The organism is Pilosibacter sp. NGB245 (assembly GCF_057397225.1).
The window spans coordinates 559718-579372 of sequence record NZ_CM171584.1 but is presented as its reverse complement, the minus strand read 5'-3'; the positions used below and the strand labels follow the sequence as shown (position 1 = coordinate 579372).

14 protein-coding genes are annotated in these 19655 nt (G+C 49.8%); 2 read left to right on the top strand and 12 right to left on the bottom strand.

The features are described 5' to 3' along the window. The first annotated feature begins 202 nt into the window (after positions 1-202). Together ACXMYH_RS02460 and ACXMYH_RS02455 are read left to right on the top strand one after the other, a co-directional pair. Positions 203-1648: an amidohydrolase gene (locus tag ACXMYH_RS02460; protein WP_118321721.1), complete on the top strand. Its 1446-nt coding sequence runs from the start codon at positions 203-205 to the stop codon at positions 1646-1648. A gap of 59 nt (positions 1649-1707) precedes the next feature. Further along, entirely contained in the window at positions 1708-2856 is a 1149-nt protein-coding gene (locus ACXMYH_RS02455) for a glycerate kinase (RefSeq protein ID WP_486555457.1), read from the top strand. A 307-nt stretch (positions 2857-3163) separates the two neighbouring features. Here the strand turns inward: ACXMYH_RS02455 and ACXMYH_RS02450 are convergent, their stop codons facing one another. The 12 genes from ACXMYH_RS02450 to rpoC form a co-directional block, all read right to left on the bottom strand. Further along, a complete protein-coding gene (locus tag ACXMYH_RS02450) occupies positions 3164-4381 on the bottom strand; it encodes a pyruvate kinase (protein WP_486555456.1) in 1218 nt (405 codons plus the stop codon). A 350-nt stretch (positions 4382-4731) separates the two neighbouring features. Beyond that, positions 4732-4944, bottom strand: a complete 213-nt coding sequence (locus ACXMYH_RS02445) for a FeoA family protein (protein ID WP_215702097.1) — start codon at positions 4942-4944, stop codon at positions 4732-4734. Between the two features lie 476 nt (positions 4945-5420). Further along, on the bottom strand, positions 5421-6614 hold the full coding sequence (tuf, locus tag ACXMYH_RS02440; protein WP_118530051.1) for an elongation factor Tu: 1194 nt from the start codon (positions 6612-6614) through the stop codon (positions 5421-5423). Positions 6615-6739: 125 nt separating this feature from the next. After that, positions 6740-8866, bottom strand: a complete 2127-nt coding sequence (gene fusA / locus ACXMYH_RS02435) for an elongation factor G (RefSeq protein WP_486555455.1) — start codon at positions 8864-8866, stop codon at positions 6740-6742. 15 nt (positions 8867-8881) lie between these two features. After that, positions 8882-9352, bottom strand: coding sequence for a 30S ribosomal protein S7 (gene rpsG, locus ACXMYH_RS02430; protein ID WP_021905592.1), 471 nt, complete (start codon positions 9350-9352; stop codon positions 8882-8884). A gap of 261 nt (positions 9353-9613) precedes the next feature. Then, positions 9614-10033 (bottom strand): 30S ribosomal protein S12, encoded by a 420-nt coding sequence (rpsL, locus tag ACXMYH_RS02425; RefSeq protein ID WP_118297453.1) that lies wholly within the window; start codon positions 10031-10033, stop codon positions 9614-9616. 377 nt (positions 10034-10410) lie between these two features. Then, a complete protein-coding gene (locus tag ACXMYH_RS02420; protein ID WP_118297454.1) occupies positions 10411-10821 on the bottom strand; it encodes a PaaI family thioesterase in 411 nt (136 codons plus the stop codon). A 166-nt stretch (positions 10822-10987) separates the two neighbouring features. Then, on the bottom strand, positions 10988-11725 hold the full coding sequence (locus ACXMYH_RS02415) for a collagen-like domain-containing protein (RefSeq protein ID WP_486555454.1): 738 nt from the start codon (positions 11723-11725) through the stop codon (positions 10988-10990). Between the two features lie 138 nt (positions 11726-11863). Further along, on the bottom strand, positions 11864-12955 hold the full coding sequence (locus ACXMYH_RS02410) for a glycosyltransferase (RefSeq protein WP_486555453.1): 1092 nt from the start codon (positions 12953-12955) through the stop codon (positions 11864-11866). Positions 12956-13252: 297 nt separating this feature from the next. Further along, entirely contained in the window at positions 13253-14308 is a 1056-nt protein-coding gene (locus tag ACXMYH_RS02405; RefSeq protein ID WP_147352714.1) for a DUF6612 family protein, read from the bottom strand. Between the two features lie 179 nt (positions 14309-14487). Further along, positions 14488-15657 (bottom strand): cation diffusion facilitator family transporter, encoded by a 1170-nt coding sequence (locus ACXMYH_RS02400; RefSeq protein WP_118530055.1) that lies wholly within the window; start codon positions 15655-15657, stop codon positions 14488-14490. Positions 15658-15974: 317 nt separating this feature from the next. Further along, entirely contained in the window at positions 15975-19646 is a 3672-nt protein-coding gene (gene rpoC / locus ACXMYH_RS02395; protein ID WP_118530057.1) for a DNA-directed RNA polymerase subunit beta', read from the bottom strand. Positions 19647-19655: the final 9 nt, after the last annotated feature.

The window sequence follows — 19655 nt, the reverse complement described above, 5'->3', positions numbered from 1 at the left end:
CAGTCTCCCGGGAGCTTAGAGGAACCATCCCCGCATCCCTGAGTGCTCCTGCTCGGAAGCTCACCGCGTACTTTCGCCAATACAATCATATCATATTTCCCATTGTACTTTTCCAGAAACTGTAGTAAACTATCCCTATAATGCGGTGCAGTGTAAAAGGCTCCGGCATCGCCCACACCCTAAAAGAAAGGACGGACCCCACATGAACAAAGACCTGGAATTTCTCACCCGTGTGATCGACGAGAAATCTGCAAAAATCCTGGATGCCAACGATAAGATCTGGGAATACGCGGAACTCGCTTTCCACGAGACAAGATCAGCAGCCCTGTTAAAATCCATCTTAAAAGAAGAAGGCTTTACCCTGACCGAGGGCGATGCCGGAATCCCAACCTGCTTTACCGGAACCTTCTCCTACGGAACCGGAAAACCGGTCATGGGAATTCTCGGAGAGTACGATGCACTCTCATCCTTAAGCCAGAAAGCAGCAGATCCGCACAAAGAACCTCTGACGGAAGGCGCTCCCGGCCATGGATGCGGTCACTGCGCACTCGGAACCGGTGCGCTCGCAGCAGCGATCGCTGTGAAAGAATACCTGATCGCAAATAAGAAAGACGGAACGATCATCTACTTCGGCTGCCCTGCTGAGGAAGGTGCCGGTGCCAAACAGTTTATGGCCCGCGCCGGAATGTTCGACAACGTTGATTTCGTATACTCCTGGCATCCGGCAACAAAAAACGCCGTCGAATGCAACCACAGCAATGCGATCATGGGTGCAAACTTCTATTTTAAAGGCGTTGCCTCCCATGCCGGCGCGACCCCGTATCTCGGAAGAAGCGCTCTGGATGCCGTAGAACTCATGAACGTCGGCTGCAACTACTTAAGAGAACACATGATCCCGGAGGCAAGAATCCATTATGCCTACATTGATGCAGGCGGAACTGCCCCGAACGTTGTCCAGGATCACGCAACGATCCGCTACGAGGTCCGTTCCCCGTGGGTATACCAGGTAAAAGAGCTCTTCGAGCGCGTGAAAAACGTTGCCCGCGGCGCCTCCATCATGACCGATACCTCCGTGGAGTGTGAACTTTCCATGGCATTCACGGAATACCTTCCGAACAATGCCCTCGCAAAAGTTGCCGATGAGTGTTTACAGGAAGTCGGTGCTCCGAAATGGGATGATGCAGATTACGCGATGGCGAAAGAATTCTTAAATACCTATCCGGAAACCACAATGGAAAATATCCGCGCACAGATCATCGAGACTTACGGGGAAGACCGTCTCGAAGAGATCCTCGAAAAACCGCTGGATTCCGAGATCCATCCGTTCAACCCGGATAAGATCAAACTGACCGCCGGTTCCACCGATGTCGGCGATGTCGGCTATGCAGCACCGACCTTAAACATCAACATTGCTACCGCGTGCGTCGGAAATGTAGGACATTCCTGGCAGATGGTTGCCCAGTCCTGCAGCCCGCTGGCCCACAAAGGTCTCTTGACTGCCGCAAAAGTCCTGGCTCTCTCCTGCATCCGAACGATGGACCGCCCGGACGTGATCGAAGCGGCAAAGAAGGAAGTCACAAAGCGAAACGGCGGACACTACACCTGCCCGCTGCCGGATTCCGTGCAGCCGCCGCTTGATACATACTAAAATTCATATAAAGAGGATCTGCCCTGGCATCTTTGCTTCAATTTCAGGAGGAATTAACCATGAATATACTGATCGCCGCGGATTCCTTTAAGGGAAGCTGCTCTGCCCGTGAAGTCACTGACACCATCGAATCTGCCGCAAAAGCCGTGATCCCCGATGTGGCTGTCACGAAAATTCCCGTCGCTGACGGCGGTGAGGGAACTGTAGATGCCCTCGTTGCAGCCATGAATGGAACAAAGGTCCGCGTTCCCGCGCATGATCCGTTGGGACGGGCTATCACAGCCGAATATGGACTTTTGCCGGATGGGAGCGCTGTGATCGAGACTGCGGCAGCCTCCGGACTTACCTTGTTAAAGCCTAAGGAGCGGGATGCTCTTCGCGCTTCCACATTCGGAACCGGAGAGCTGATCCGACATGCGTTGGAACATGGCGTAAAAAAGATCATTTTAGGTCTCGGAGGAAGCGCCACGACCGATGGCGGTGCCGGACTGGCTCAGGCGCTTGGAATTTCCTTTCTCGACAAGACCGGAAAAGAACTCGCCCCTGGCGGTGTTCATCTAAGCGAACTTGCTCAGATCTCCACAGCTGGTCTGCTGACTGAGGCAAGCGAATGTGAATTTGTCATTGCATGCGATGTGAAAAACCGACTCTGTGGATCTTCCGGAGCCGCTGCCATTTTCGGTCCGCAAAAGGGAGCCACTCCTGATCAGGTCAGGATCCTGGATTCAGCTCTGGATCACTATGCATCTGTATTAAAAGATCAACTGAAATGCAGCACAGCGGAAACCGATGGCAGCGGTGCTGCAGGCGGCCTTCTCTGCGGAATTATCCCGTATTTTCCGGTTACGATCTGTTCCGGGATTGATCTCGTCCTGGATCTCACAAATTTCGATGAGCACGTGAAACTCGCAGACCTTGTCATCACCGGAGAAGGCCGGATCGACTCCCAGTCCGCACTCGGAAAAGTCCCGGTTGGCGTTGCCTCCCGCGCAAAAAAGATCAGGAACGTCCCTGTCGTTGCGATCGCCGGTGCAAAAGGCGAGGGCTGTGAAGCTCTCTATAAATTTGGGATTGACGCGATCTTCGATACTGTCCCCGGCATCATAACACTTGAAGAGGCCATGGAGCATGCAAAGGAGAATCTGGAGCGGACTGCTGAAAATGTTCTTCGGATTTTCCTCGCGGGCAGTCAGGAGCAACTCCGGTAATTTTTGTTCTCACATTTACGGAATCTGTATGGACCTGCATGTGAAATCCAAAAACGCTGCCGCAACCGTAACCGTTCCCGGTATTGCCTCCACCAAACACCGGTCAGTGCAGACAATTCGCTTTGATCCACACTGAACTGCATCGTTACTCCACATATTTTCCGGATCTATCCGGACAGTTGCCAAGGTCTCGCGCAAGCGCGGACATTGGCTCGTTGTTCGCGTAAATAAAGGCTCTATATCAATAATCAGGTGGGATTCCAGGAATCCACCACCGATCGATATAGAGCCTTTTGACTTCATTTTTCTACCCGTGTCTCACAAGTTCCGCACTTCTCACCGTATTGACCAGATACCGGATCACCTCCACCGGATAATCTCCGGCCGCAGTCTCCCCAGTCACCATAACGGACGAAGCACCGTCCAGCACCGCGTGGAAGATATCATTCACCTCCGCGCGGGTCGGAACAGGGTTCCGCTCCATGGACGCAAGCATCTGCGTCACCACCATAAACGGTTTTCCGGTCGCCTGGCATTTCTGCGAGATTTCTCTCTGCACACTGGGAAGGTCCCAAAGATGGACCGCATTTCCAAGATCTCCTCTGGCAATTACGATCTCATCGGCTCCCGGAAGCAGCTCTTCCAGTTTCCGTACTCCGTCCAGATTCTCGATCTTTGCAAAAAGCTTCACATCCTCAGCTCCGGCTTCCTGCAGAGCATTTTTTACACATTCCAGATCTTCCCGTCCCCGCACAAACGGCTGCATGACTCCTGTTACGCCCATCTCTTTCGCGAGCCGGATATTTTCAAGATCAGCTTTTGTCAGTGTCGGAGAATTGATCTTCGCTCCCGGAAATGCTGCACTCTTTCTGCTCTTCAACAGTCCACCCCAGAGTACCTTTGCGAAATATCTCCGTTTTTCTCCACTTCCCGGCTTTATATTCTCCGAATTTTCCACAACCTTCAGGTGAATTTTCCCATCATCGAGGAGAATCTCCTGCCCTGGAATCAGGTATGGGATCGTAATATCCGGCAGCTCGATCCGGGCAGACATCCTCTGAGCAGATGTCCGGTTTTGCACCGGCGAACTTTCACTGTTTTTCTTTTTATCGGCCGTTTCCGTTAATTCTTCTCTGCTGTTTTTTTCTAAAAATTCAACAACCTTCTGATCTTTCTGATCCGTTGCTGAACGAATCAGATCCATATCCCCACATCTGTCATTTCTTTCATTTTCAGTCTTCCAATCAGCCGCCGCACAGATCTCCACGATTTCTTCATTCTTCAGCAGGATTGGCTCCGCAACCGCCCCTGTGCGAAGCTCCGGTCCCTGAAGATCGATCAGGAGCTGCGGCTTCACCCCGCATGATTCTGCCGCCCACTTCATCTTCCCGATCAGCTCCCCGGACTCTGCCAGTGTCACATGGGATAAATTCAACCTCATTCCGGTCATTCCAAGCGCAAACATTTCCGTCAGGATCTTTTCATCCTGACATGCAGGCCCCAGTGTTCCATAGATTTTTACCATTGTAATTCTTCCCCCACTCTCCTGATAACCATTCTGTTCCAAGAATAACATAAGGCATCGCACTTGTCACTCACATCTGGTAAACAGGTAACTCTGCGCAGTTGCATCAACGATCCTTCGCCATCCCGGATTTTCCGAGCAGGAACCATCTGTTATTCGAATTTCGTAAAAACAGTTTTCAAACGTGGCAAATCATCCGTTTCGAATTTTGTACATGATTGCTTCCGGCACCTTGGATCCACATAAATATGGTTTTCTTCTCATTCCGTTACACATAGAGAAACGGCAGCCGGATCTATCCGATCTCATGATCGAAATTCCAACCGCCGTTCTCACTCTTTTACTTTCTTTTACACCTGGATCCGGTCTGCAACCTCGCATCCGATTGCAAGTCTGCATCCATCATTTCCGATGATCATCCAGTCATTGTTCTGCTGGATCACGTCAACCGCATTCCCCTCGCAGAAATCGTGGCGGTGAAGAAAATCCATCACCTGCTGATTTCCAAGCATCCATTTAATCGTGTACCGTTCCCCGGATTTCGCTGTTGATAAAGCCTGCATGATTACGCCCCCTGATTCTATACTCTACAATAAGTTTCCTTTTATGTTCGCTATATATTGTCTGACATCTTTCTCTGCATTATTCTTTTTGTATCTTCTTTTACAGGATACTCTTCAAACTATCGGTTAGTCAAGCATAAAACCAGTTAGGGGCAGATAATCTTTTCACGCTCTATGAAACAACACTCCTTCTTTATCTATGTGCATTTTGGACAGATACACTCTTATCTTCTATATCAGCTGTGACATAACATGCTCCATCGCATTATAAACTTCCAATGCCGTTTTTCGGTCCGATAATAGCATTCGAAAATCCGATCTTTGTAGGTTCTGGTTGGTTCTCCAAGGATGCGGATCAAGCGTTCTGTTGATGTTTTTTCAAAATACAGAAAAACCCGCAGAACTTTGTTCTGCGGGTCTCTTACGCTTGGACACAAATATCTCACGGAGATACTATATATTAAATTTCGAATTAATTACTCGATGATTGTAGCAACTCTACCGGAACCAACAGTTCTGCCGCCCTCACGGATAGCGAAACGAAGACCCTGCTCCATAGCTACCGGATGGATAAGCTCGATTGTCATCTCAACGTTGTCGCCCGGCATGCACATCTCTGTACCTTCCGGAAGCTCGCAAACGCCTGTAACGTCTGTTGTTCTGAAGTAGAACTGCGGACGATAGTTGTTGAAGAACGGTGTATGACGGCCACCCTCGTCTTTAGTAAGAACGTAAACCTGAGCTGTGAATTTCTTGTGGCAGGTTACGGAACCCGGTTTAACAAGACACTGACCTCTCTGGATCTCTGTTCTCTGAACACCACGAAGAAGAGCACCGATGTTATCACCAGCCTGAGCCTGGTCAAGGAGCTTACGGAACATCTCGATACCAGTTACAACTGTCTTACGAGTCTCCTCGTGAATACCAACGATCTCAACCTCATCGTTGAGTTTAAGAGTACCACGCTCTACACGGCCTGTAGCAACTGTACCACGACCTGTGATTGTGAATACATCCTCGATCGGCATAAGGAACGGCTTATCTGTGTCACGAACCGGATCCGGAATGTAGCTATCTACAGCGTCCATAAGTTCCATGATCTTGTCGCCCCACGGACCGTTCGGATCCTCAAGAGCCTTAAGAGCGGAACCCTGGATGATCGGAGTGTCATCGCCCGGGAACTCGTACTCGTTAAGAAGGTCTCTGATCTCCATCTCTACGAGCTCAAGAAGCTCCGGATCGTCAACCATATCGCACTTGTTCATGAATACTACGATGTACGGTACGCCTACCTGACGGGAAAGCAGGATGTGCTCTCTTGTCTGAGCCATAACACCATCAGTAGCAGCTACAACGAGGATAGCACCATCCATCTGAGCAGCACCAGTGATCATGTTCTTTACATAGTCAGCATGGCCTGGGCAGTCAACGTGTGCATAGTGTCTCTTCTCTGTCTGATACTCAACGTGAGCTGTGGAGATTGTGATACCACGCTCTCTCTCTTCCGGAGCTTTATCGATATCTTCAAAGTTCTCAGCTGTGTTACCTGCAACTCTTGCTGCAAGAACTTTTGTGATTGCTGCTGTTAATGTTGTTTTACCATGGTCAACGTGTCCAATGGTACCAATGTTACAATGCGGTTTGGTTCTTTCAAACTTAGCTTTTGCCATTTTAAAACGTCCTCCTTAATTTGCGCCCATTGGGCTATTATATTTAACTTAGGCTGAATACTATTATATTCTATTCGAAAAAGTTTTTCAAGCCTATTCTTGCCTAATACAAAGGGAAACTGCGATTATTTCGCAGCGCCCTTTCTCTCAGCGATGATCTTCTCCTGAACGCTCTTCGGTACCTGCTCGTACTTCTCGAAGAACATGGAGTAGTTACCACGACCCTGTGTTCTGGAACGAAGGTCTGTGGAGTAGCCGAACATCTCAGCAAGCGGAACATATGCCTTAACCATCTTGCCGCCGCCGATATCTTCCATACCCTCGATACGTCCACGACGTGCGTTAACGTCACCGATAACGTCGCCCATGTACTCCTCAGGCATTGTAACCTCAACCTTCATGATCGGCTCAAGAAGTACCGGGTTACCTTTCGCCATAGCATCCTTGAATGCCATGGATCCAGCGATGTGGAAGGCCATCTCGGAAGAGTCGACCTCGTGGTAAGATCCGTCGTATACATCTGCAGCTACGCCGAGTACCGGGAATCCGCCAAGGATACCAGCCTTTGTAGCCTCTTCGATACCTTCGCCGACAGCCGGGATGTATTCCTTCGGAATAGCACCGCCGACAACGGAAGAAGTGAACTTGAATGTCTCTTCACCGTTCGGATCCATCGGTGTGAAGTGTACTTTACAGTGACCGTACTGACCACGACCACCGGACTGCTTCGCGTACTTGCTGTCTACATCAACAGCCTTAGTCATTGTCTCCTTGTAAGCTACCTGCGGAGCACCAACGTTAGCCTCTACCTTGAATTCACGAAGGAGACGGTCAACGATGATCTCGAGGTGAAGCTCACCCATACCGGAGATGATTGTCTGGCCTGTTTCTGTATCTGTATGAACACGGAATGTCGGGTCCTCTTCAGCAAGCTTTGCAAGAGCCTCGCCCATCTTATCCTGTCCGGCTTTTGTCTTCGGCTCGATTGCGATATCGATAACCGGCTCCGGGAATACCATGGACTCAAGGATTACCGGATGCTGCTCGTCACAGATTGTATCACCAGTCGTTGTGGCCTTGAAGCCAACAGCTGCTGCGATATCACCAGAGTAAACCTTGTCAAGCTCGTGTCTCTTGTTTGCATGCATCTGAAGAATACGGCCAACACGCTCTTTTTTGTCTTTTGTTGCATTTAATACGTAGGAACCGGAATTCATTGTACCGGAGTAAACACGGAAGAATGCAAGTTTACCTACGAACGGGTCTGTCATGATCTTGAATGCAAGTGCGGAGAACGGCTCATCATCGGAAGAATGACGAACAACCTCGTTGCCCTCAAGGTCAACACCTTTGATCGGCGGGATGTCAAGCGGAGACGGCATGTACTCGATGATCGCATCAAGGAGTTTCTGTACGCCCTTGTTTCTGTATGCTGTACCGCAGCATACCGGAACTGCATCACACTCACATGTAGCTTTACGAAGAACCTTCTTCATCTCGTCAACGGTCGGCTCTTCACCCTCAAGATACTGCATCATGAGGTCATCATCAAGCTCGCAGATCTTCTCAACGAGCTCGCTGTGGTAAAGCTCTGCATCATCCTTCATATCTTCCGGAATGTCTGTTACGGAGATATCATCACCCTTTTCATCGTTGTAGATGTAAGCCTGCATTTCGAACAGGTCGATGATTCCCTTGAACTCGTCTTCCTTACCGATCGGGAGCTGAATGCAGATTGCATTCTTGCCAAGTCTGTTGCGGATCTGATCTACACAAGCGTAGAAGTTTGCACCAAGGATATCCATCTTGTTGACGAATGCCATTCTCGGTACATTGTAGGTATCAGCCTGACGCCATACATTCTCAGACTGCGGCTCTACACCACCCTTTGCACAGAAAACGCCGACAGCGCCATCAAGTACACGGAGGGAACGCTCAACCTCAACAGTGAAGTCTACGTGGCCTGGTGTATCGATGATGTTGATACGGTGCTCAAGTGCGCCAGCCTTCGGCTTTGTCTTTTCCTGGAGTGTCCAGTGACAAGTCGTAGCTGCGGATGTGATTGTGATACCTCTCTCCTGCTCCTGCTCCATCCAGTCCATGGTAGCTGTACCTTCGTGAGTATCACCGATCTTATAGTTAATACCAGTATAATAAAGGATACGCTCTGTCGTTGTTGTCTTACCAGCATCGATATGAGCCATGATTCCGATATTTCTGGTTCTCTCTAACGGATATTCTCTTCCAGCCAAGGATTTTTCCTCCTATTAGAATCTGTAGTGAGCAAATGCCTTGTTAGCCTCAGCCATCTTATGCATTTCCTCTTTCTTCTTTACAGATGCGCCTGTGTTGTTAGCTGCATCCATAATCTCGTTTGCAAGTCTCTCTACCTGGGTCTTCTCGCTTCTCTTACGGGAATAGAGAGTGATCCAGCGAAGGCCTAATGCCTGTCTTCTCTCCGGCTTAACCTCGATCGGTACCTGGTATGTTGCACCACCGATACGTTTTGCCTTAACTTCGAGAACCGGCATGATGTTGTTCATAGCCTCTTCGAATACTTCTACAGCGTCCTTACCGGTCTTCTCAGCGACCTCTTCGAAAGCGCCATAAACAATCTTCTGAGCAACGCCCCTCTTACCATCAAGCATGATGTTGTTGATCAGCTTGGTTACAACTTTGTTGCTGTAAAGCGGGTCTGCTAATACGTCTCTTTTCTGAGTATGTCCTTTACGTGGCACGTTACTTCCCTCCTTAATTATAAAAATTATATCATCGGTACTCACATGTTTCCATAAAATGTGTTCGCGCGCGGTTTTCTATCTATTTCCTGCAACCACAGGTCAAATACCACCGGCACTAATATGCGTTATCTGCATTCACTTTATTCCTGTTAGTGATCCCTCTTGCGGTTGTTCAAGCTATTGACCGTTCTGCTTGAGACGGAATACCTGAACTCCGCTGCACTACATTTGAGTAGCAGTTATTACTTTGTAATAACCTTATTTTTTATCTTTCGGTCTCTTTGCGCCGTACTTGGAGCGAGCCTGTCTTCTGTTGGCAACGCCTGCAGTATCAAGAGTACCTCTGATGATGTGGTATCTGGTACCCGGAAGGTCCTTAACACGACCACCACGGATCAGAACAACGGAGTGCTCCTGAAGGTTATGTCCCTCACCCGGGATATAGCTTGTTACTTCAATACCGTTGGAAAGACGTACTCTGGCAATCTTTCTAAGAGCGGAGTTCGGCTTCTTAGGAGTTGCAGTCTTAACAGCTGTGCATACACCTCTCTTCTGCGGAGCAGATGTATCTGTGGCTTTCTTATGAAGGGAATTGTATCCTTTCTGGAGTGCCGGAGCTGTAGATTTCTTTACAGCAGTCTCTCTACCTTTTCTTACTAACTGGTTAAATGTTGGCATTCTTTTCACCTCCTGTGATATTGACTGTTGGTTGCTGCTTTCAGCCTTTATGCGCACAAAAAAACGGGACGTACCCGATGCACGCCCCATTATTATATACAGAGATTTTCCGCATGTCAAGGTGAAACCTTAAATTTTCTTTGAAAATACGGCATTTTCCGACCATGACACGCCTGGATGAGTTGTCTCATTTTTAACCTTTGTGATTTTTGCTGTTTTTGTCTGTTTTCCAAGCGGATTTTCCATCATTTTTATCTCTCGGGATCATCCGTTTCCTGCCCCATTCCACAGCCGCACATCCCGGGCATGCGCCTGTGTTGTCAGGTACCGCATCCATGGTCCAGTACCATGCTGCCGTTCACAGTATTTTCTTACTATTATTTTTCTCCCAGACAGAACATGTCCACCGTCACATCTGCAAGGAGATTTCCTTTCTCATCTGTCACCTCACTCCGCACGATCGTGATCGTACGGCCACGGCGGACCAGGATCCCCTTCGCATGGACAGTCCCTTCCGATACGTTCCGGATAAAATTCACATGTGCGCTCTGAGTCACATACTTCTTTCCATCTGCTCTCGCCGTCAGTCCCGTGACCACATCTGCGAGTGCATAGAGCATTCCGCCATGTACCATTCCCATCAGGTTTGTGACGCCATGTGTGATCTTCATGCTGATCTCGCTGCACTCCGGTGAGATCTTTTCGATCTTCATATTCGTATATTCCATAAAGGGATTATTTTTTACATATTCGTCCGGATCGATCCCGTACTGTATCTTTTCACTCATTTCTGCCTCCTGAAATTCTGTCATAACGTGCTGCGCAGTTTTCTGCTGTCATGAAACACGCATGTTCACCTGCTGTCTCCTACTGCATTTTATCATATGTAGTTCTTCCATGCAAGAACCGGAGAGGAGATCCGGCTGTGGCTGTGGATCTCCTCTCCGGGCATTCTCAATCATCGACTGCCAGAAGACCTGCAGTCCGAAGGCTTGCCATCAGGGCATTCAGCTGAGCTACCACATCTTCCGTGCTCGTCGCGTCCGCGACCGGAGCTGCCGCTGTCACAGTTCCTGCCGGGCCTGTTGGACCAGTTGCTCCCGTTGGGCCTGTCGCCCCTGTTGGGCCTGCCGGGCCGGTTGCTCCAGTCGGGCCTGTCGGGCCTACTGCTCCGGTTGCTCCGGTTGGACCCTGCGCTCCTGCCTCTCCAGCCGGGCCTGCTGCTCCGGTTGCCCCTGTCGGTCCCGTCGCTCCCACCGGACCCTGCGCTCCTGTCGCTCCAGCCGGACCTGCCGGACCTGCTGCTCCGGTTGCTCCTGTTGGACCCTGCGCTCCTGCCTCTCCAGCTGGGCCTGCCGGGCCTACTGCTCCGGTTGCTCCGGTTGGACCAGTCGCTCCTACCGGACCTTGCGCTCCTGTCGCTCCCACCGGGCCCTGCGCCCCTGTCGGACCAATCGGCCCCTGCGCACCGTCATATCCAGGAAATCCCTGCGGACCGGTCGGTCCCTGTGGCCCTATCGGCCCCGGGCATCCCTGCGGACCTCTCGGCCCCATCGGACCTCTGCAGCAGCAGTTTCCACCCGGCCGTCCGCAGTTTCCGCCGCATCCCGCGCCCTGGCATCCATTTTCACAGCGATTTCGCTCCCCTATACAGCCGGCATCACGATAAGGATCATAATCCATATTTCTCATATCTGAATCTCCTTCTCCTTATTTTTCACGAATATTCCGTAACCGGATATCCGTTTACTATACTTTATGCTGCCCGTCCATATTCGTTCCTGCTCTCTTTATCGCTCCATCCGCGGCCTTGATCCTGCCGCAGCATTTTTATTTTCTCATTCCGATCCGTGCAAAATATTCCCGGTTCTTTCTGCACGCTTCCGTTCCCGGATGGCATTGTTCCGCCAGCTCGTTATACCAGCACGCTTTTTTTCTCTCTCCCATCCGGTCAAGGCATACGCAAAGCTGGAGATACGGAATATACCCGCGGTATTCCGGCATGATAAATCCTTCCTCCCCGGCCAATCTTCCCGTTTTCAGTGCCTGGCGGTACCAGAATTCCGCATCCGCATACCGCTTTCCGGAAAAGAACCACCATCCAAGATCACAGCAAAGTTCCGGTCCCGGAATTCCTTCCCGCAGACCCATGAGCAGAAAAGAAAGTGCCTCATCCCGCTTTCCCAGCTGATACATGCAAAATGCCCCGTGCCTGCACGCGTCTATCCGGTCGATGTGCCAGCCGTCAGACCTTTCCAGATAAGTCAAAAACACACCGGCCGCCTCTTTATATCGTTTATGGTAATACAGTTCCTTTCCATAGTAATAGTGTTCACGCGCAGTCAGGCCCGCGATTTTTCCCTTCTCCCGTATCATCTTTTCAAAGATCCTGAGATTGCGGTCTGGATCTCCCGTCCCGATCTTCCGATGTTCGATCAGAATATCTTCCCGCACTGTCTTTCCAAACGGTTCGATCACCTCATGGATCCGCCCTTTCCATACCGCTCTTTCGCATCTTCTCAGAAGACGTTCCCGATAAAAGAAAAATGACGGACTTCCGCTTCCGTCATATCCAACCGCATATTTCATCATCACCACGTCCGTTTTCTCCTGATCCAGACGCATTTTTAGTTTCATCAGTTTCTTTTGCTCTTCTTCCGTGATCACATCATCCGCATCCAGCCAGAAAAGATAGTCTCCCGTTCCTTTCTGAAACGCAAAATTCCTCGCCGCCGCAAAATCATCGATCCAGGGAAAATCATAGATCTGATCCGTAAACAATGACGCGATTTCCTTTGTTTTGTCGTTTGAACCGGTATCGACAATGATGATCTCATCCGCAAAATCTTTCACACAGGAAAGGCATCTTCCAAGGACCTGTTCTTCATTGCGGACGATCATGCATAAACTGACAGAAGCCATACATTCCCTCTGTTGTCCCTTTTTATCAATATATGAGATCCTGTAAAATCTGTCCGAATATTTCATATTTTATACCGGCAGCTCTCTTAAAGTTCTCTCATGTTGTGTGAATCCATTGTGTGAATCCATCTGCCCCCGGCGCACCGTATATAAACAGGCGCTGCCTGGATCCATAAGGATTCAAAGGCAGCGCCCGTTTTCTCCGGCATTATTTCCGGCATTCACTCTTCATTTGTATTTATTGCAGGTTTGTCCCGTCTGCCGTCTATCCGCAGAGCCCAGACTGATGTACCGTTTTTACTCCTGCTCCTCACCTGTCAGATCCAGAAGATTCAGCTCCTCAAATCCGTCTGTGGACGGGAGTTCAAAGAGAACTTCCTTACCCGGATTCTTGCAGTCCATGTTCATGTCGATCTTGTAGTTCATCACATCGACCTCAGATGTCTCCATATCTGTAATGTTCATTGTAACATCCATGAAGATCTTCATGTTCTCGTAGTAGCCATCTTTGTTGATCGTCATCTCGCCGTTTGCCTCGTTGACCTTCATGTCCATGCCAACACCGAGAGTCGCATATGTCTCTGCTGTCGCACCGGTGATCGCCTGGATCACTTCATTGATCTTATCTTCGTTGATGTTGTAGGCAAGTTTCTTTGTATCGCCGTTCTGATACATTCTTAGACCTTTGATCACATCTGTACCCAGGTTCATATCGAGCTGGGTCGCCTGCTTTGCAGCATCTTCCAAAGACATCGGCTGCTTATATTTAATTCCCATCATGTCCACATACATGTTGCCGCCCGTATAGAACATCTCGATCGGCACCTCTGTTCCCAGTGTATTGGATGTTCCGTCGCAGAGGAATTCGATGTTTCCGTCTTCCGTCTCCCTCATCTTGATGTTCATGTCCATAGTCATATCCAGAGTTTCATCAAGATAAGATGTTGTAATCCGGTAGTTCACATCGATATTTTCGCTCTTGAGCGTTTCATTTAACTGCTGCGCTTCCTCGTAAACTTCCATGGCCTCCGGATCATTCTCTTCCACATCAGTCGGAACCGACTTCACCTGGGTTACACTGTTTACGCTCCACGCGCCATTCTTGTCGATCTCATAACCGTCCGCACGACCGTAATCAGTCATCGCATATCCGGTATTTCCGAAATAATAGCACTGTGCCCAGCCGTCATGATCACCATCCAGCCAGTACCAGCCGTTTCTACAGTAGGAACCGTCATCATTCTGGTATTTCCAGCCGTTCATGTCTTCCTGCCACTCACCCGCAAATGCAGGGAACGAGAGTGCCATTGCAAGCGGCATCGCAGCTGTCAGGACCATTTTCCACTTTTTCATAAGAGAGACCTCCTTGTTTTTACCGTCCGGACGCCTTTCCGGCGCAGGACCTTTTTCGCCTGTATCTTCAGGCAGCATCTATTGACAATATAACAGGTTCCGCTCTCTTCCGCAATTCATTTGTATGTCGGATTTATATTTTTTCCGTAATTCTTCAGGATTCTGTTATCATTTCTTTCCTATTCCGTATACGACTGCTCCGCCTGGATCACCGCATAATAGTTGCTCCACTTCTCTGTGATCAGCTTCGCGATCCCTTTCTTTACTTCCTCGTTTGTCTTTCCATATTGGAACGGAACGGCTGCGTCGAAGATCAGGTTCGTGTGGGTTGGTCCCTGCACCATCCGGAAATCGTGGATCGTGACACCCGGGAAATTTTCCCGGATCATCTCCACGACCTCTTTTTTCGTCTCGTTAATCTTCTCGTCATTGACAACGATCGGGTCCATATGGATCACAGCTTCACAGCCGAGTTTTCTCTTTAATTCTTTCTCGATCCTGTCGATCACATCGTGGATCTCAAAAATATCGCTGTCACCGGATACTTCCCCGTGCAGGGAGATCATGCGTCTTCCCGGGCCGTAGTCATGTACCACAAGATCGTGGATCCCAAGGATCTCCGGATGCGCGAGTACGATGGACTTGATCTCATCGACAAATTCTTTTGACGGTGCCTCTCCGAGGAGTGGATTTAAAGTATCCTTCGCAGCGCCATATCCCGCGTAGAGAACAAAGCATGCAACCAGACATCCGCACCATCCGTCCACGTTGACTCCCGTCGCATACGCGATCCCCATCGAGACCAGGACTGCCGTTGTCGCGATGGAGTCACTCATACTGTCCATCGCTGTCGCCTTCATCGTCTCCGACTGGATCTTCGTTCCCACGGAACGGTTATAGAAGAACATATATGCCTTCACGCAGATAGAGACAATGAGGATTCCGACCGCCAGAGTGCTTGTCTCGACCGGTTCCGGATGAAAGATCTTCCCGACCGATGTCTTTAAGAGCTCAAATCCCATCAGGATGATGATCATGGAAACGCCGAAGCCGGACACATACTCGATCCTACCGTGTCCGAACGGATGGTCCGCATCTGCCTTCATTCCGGAAAATTTGAACCCCACCAGGGAGATAAATGATGATCCTGCATCTGACAGGTTGTTAAACGCATCCGCCGTGATGGCGATCGATCCGCTGATCACTCCCGCCAGGTACTTGCCGGCAAATAGGCAGACGTTGAGTGCGATCCCGACGATGCTGCAGAGCATTCCGTAGGCGCGGCGCACATTGCCGTCTCCGACCTGATCTCTGTTTTTTATAAATAAGCTCGATAATATTGTAATCATATAAAACACTCCAATCAGTCTGCACTTTGCATACAGACTATAAAACATAAGCCTGAAATTCAGGTCGAACCATCATAAGATCCGCAAATGAAAGAAATCCTTCCAGATATCCCCTGGTAAAAGTTGCCTGTCTCTAACCTTCCGTATACTCAAACAGCGAGGAAAAACATGATCTCGCATGTTCTCCTCGCTGTTCTTATATGCATCAGCCTATGGGAAAGTTCCTGTTTCCAGGAGCTTCCCCACAATATAAACTTGTCTGTTCTGAAAACCTGCACGATCGCCTGTTTTCATAAAGCTTTACACATTATAATCGATTATTCATCAACTTCCTGTGTGTCATCCTCGTTGAGAATGATCTTCTCAGCCTCTTCAATCGGAGCTTCTGTCTCCTCCTGCGGCTCAGCAGCAGTCTGAACTTCCGGCTCCGGCTTCTTCTCCTCGATCTCGCCGGTGCTGAGCTTGATGTTGCGGTAACGCTTCATACCGGTACCAGCCGGGATGAGCTTACCGATGATAACATTCTCTTTCAGACCGATCAGGTGATCTACTTTGCCGTTGATCGCAGCCTCAGTAAGAACCTTTGTGGTCTCCTGGAAGGATGCAGCGGATAAGAAGGAATCGGTTGCAAGGGATGCCTTTGTGATACCGAGCATGACCTGTTTGCCCTCTGCCGGCTGTTTGCCTGCAGCGATGAGCTCCTCGTTCATCTCGTTGAAATCAAGAACATCCATGGATACGCCCGGAAGAACGTCGGAATCGCCGCTCTCCTCGATACGGATCTTCTTTAACATCTGACGCACGATCATCTCGATATGCTTATCGTTGATCTCTACACCCTGTAAACGGTAAACACGCTGTACCTCACGGATCATGTAATCCTGTACGGCACGAACGCCCTTAACCTTTAACAGGTCGTGCGGGTTGATGCTACCTTCTGTGAGAACGTCACCGGCCTCGAGAACCTGTCCGTCCGTAACTTTGATTCTGGAACCATACGGGATCAGATAAGTCTTGGAGTTTCCGGTCTCCGGATCAGTAACGATGATCTCACGTTTCTTCTTGGTATCTTTAATTGTGACAACACCACCAAATTCAGCAATGATCGCAAGTCCCTTCGGGCGTCTTGCCTCGAAAAGCTCCTCGACACGCGGAAGACCCTGTGTGATATCGCCGCCGGCAACACCGCCGGAGTGGAATGTACGCATGGTTAACTGTGTACCCGGCTCACCGATGGACTGTGCGGCAATGATACCAACAGCCTCGCCGACCTGTACCGGCTGACCTGTCGCCATGTTCGCGCCGTAGCACTTGGAGCAAACACCGATATGGCATTTACATGTCAGGACTGTACGGATCTTAACGGTATTTCTGCCGAGCTTCTCAAGAACCTTGATAACGGCTGCGGCACGTTTCGGTGTACACATATGGTTTGCCTTGACAACAACTTCTCCGGTATCCGGATCTGTGATCGTCTCAGCGATATATCTGCCTGTTAATCTCTCCTGGAGAGTCTCGATCGTCTCTTTACCGTCTGTAAAGCCTTCGATCTCCATGTACGGGATCGTTCCTTTTCCTTCGCAGCAGTCTGTCTCACGGATGATGAGATCCTGGGATACATCGACAAGACGTCTTGTCAGGTAACCAGAGTCGGCTGTACGAAGAGCGGTATCGGACATACCTTTTCTCGCACCATGTGCGGAGATGAAGTACTCAAGTACGTCAAGACCTTCACGGAAGTTAGACTTGATCGGGAGTTCGATCGTGTGACCGGTTGTATCCGCCATAAGTCCTCGCATACCAGCAAGCTGCTTGATCTGCTTATCAGAACCACGGGCTCCGGAGTCCGCCATCATGAAGATGTTGTTGTATTTATCAAGACCTGTCAGAAGGTCATGTGTTAACTGGTCATCGGTTGCTTTCCATACATCGATAACTTCTTTGTAACGTTCTTCCTCTGTGATAAGACCACGGCGGAAGTTCTTTGCGATACGGTCAACCGTTGCCTCAGCGTCCGCAAGGAGCTGTTTCTTGGTTGCCGGGACAGTCATATCGGAAATGGATACGGTCATAGCGGCTCTTGTGGAGTACTTGTAACCGATCGCCTTGATATCGTCCAGAGTGATCGCTGTCTGGATCGCTCCGTGTGTATTGATGACTTTCTCGAGGATCTGCTTTAACTGTTTCTTCTTTACGAGGAAATCGATCTCCGGCTTTAACTCGTTGCCCGGGATCGTTCTGTCGACAAATCCAAGGTCCTGCGGGATGATCTCGTTGAAGAGGATACGTCCTACAGTTGTATCAACGATGCCTGTCATCGTTCTTCCGTCCGGAAGTGTCTTTGTCACACGGACTTTGATTCTCGCATGAAGAGTAACGGCTCCGTTCTCATATGCAAGAAGTGCTTCGTTCGGGCTCTTGAAGAACATGCCTTCGCCCTTTGCGCCCGGTCTCTCCTGTGTCAGATAGTAGATACCGAGGACCATATCCTGGGAAGGAACTGCTACCGGACCACCATCGGACGGTTTTAACAGGTTGTTCGGGGAGAGAAGAAGGAAGCGGCACTCTGCCTGTGCTTCCATCGTCAGCGGAAGGTGAACCGCCATCTGGTCTCCATCGAAGTCCGCGTTGAATGCGGTACAAACGAGCGGGTGAAGCTTGATTGCCTTACCTTCTACAAGGATCGGCTCGAACGCCTGAATACCAAGACGGTGAAGAGTAGGGGCACGGTTTAACATAACCGGATGCTCTTTGATTACATCCTCGAGAACATCCCAGACCTCTGTCTGAAGACGCTCGACCATCTTTTTCGCGTTCTTGATGTTGTGTGCAGTTCCGTTTGCAACGAGTTCCTTCATAACGAACGGTTTGAAGAGCTCGATCGCCATCTCTTTCGGAAGACCGCACTGGTAGATCTTAAGTTCCGGTCCAACGACGATAACGGAACGTCCGGAATAGTCAACTCGTTTACCGAGAAGGTTCTGACGGAAACGTCCCTGCTTACCTTTTAACATGTCAGAAAGGGACTTTAACGCACGGTTGCCCGGTCCTGTAACCGGTCTTCCGCGTCTGCCGTTATCGATCAGGGCATCAACAGCCTCCTGGAGCATTCTCTTCTCGTTGCGGACGATGATGTCCGGAGCGCCGAGTTCGAGAAGTCTTGCGAGACGGTTGTTACGGTTGATGATTCTTCTGTATAAGTCGTTTAAGTCGGATGTCGCGAAACGTCCGCCGTCGAGCTGTACCATCGGGCGGATATCCGGCGGGATGACCGGGATCACGTTCATGATCATCCACTCCGGTCTGTTTCCGGAGCTGCGGAATGCATCAACAACCTCAAGGCGCTTGATGATTCTCGCTCTCTTCTGGCCGGAAGCCTCCTGAAGAGCTTTTCTCAGCTCTTCGGAGTCTTTATCCAGATCGATATTCTTTAAAAGTTCCTGGACTGCCTCAGCACCCATTCCTACGCGGAATGTGCCGTAGCCGTACTTTTCAACAGCATCGCGGTACTCTTTCTCGGAAAGGACCTGCTTTAACTGAAGTCCGGTATTTCCTGCATCCAGAACGATATAGGAAGCAAAGTACAGAACTTTCTCGAGGACTCTCGGGGAGATGTCCAGGATCAGACCCATACGGCTCGGGATACCTTTAAAATACCAGATATGGGATACCGGAGCGGCAAGCGCGATATGTCCGATACGCTCACGGCGCACGCTGGACTTCGTTACCTCAACGCCGCAGCGGTCACAGATAACACCTTTGTATCTGATTTTCTTGTATTTACCACAATGGCACTCCCAGTCCTTGGTCGGTCCAAAGATTCTTTCGCAGTACAGACCGTCCTTCTCCGGTTTTAAGGTTCTGTAGTTGATGGTCTCCGGTTTTTTAACCTCACCATGGGACCATTCCAGAATCTTTTCCGAAGAGGCAAGTCCGATACGGATCGCGTCGAATGTCATCGGCTGATAAGTTTCATTTGTCTCAGGCATGAACGGTAC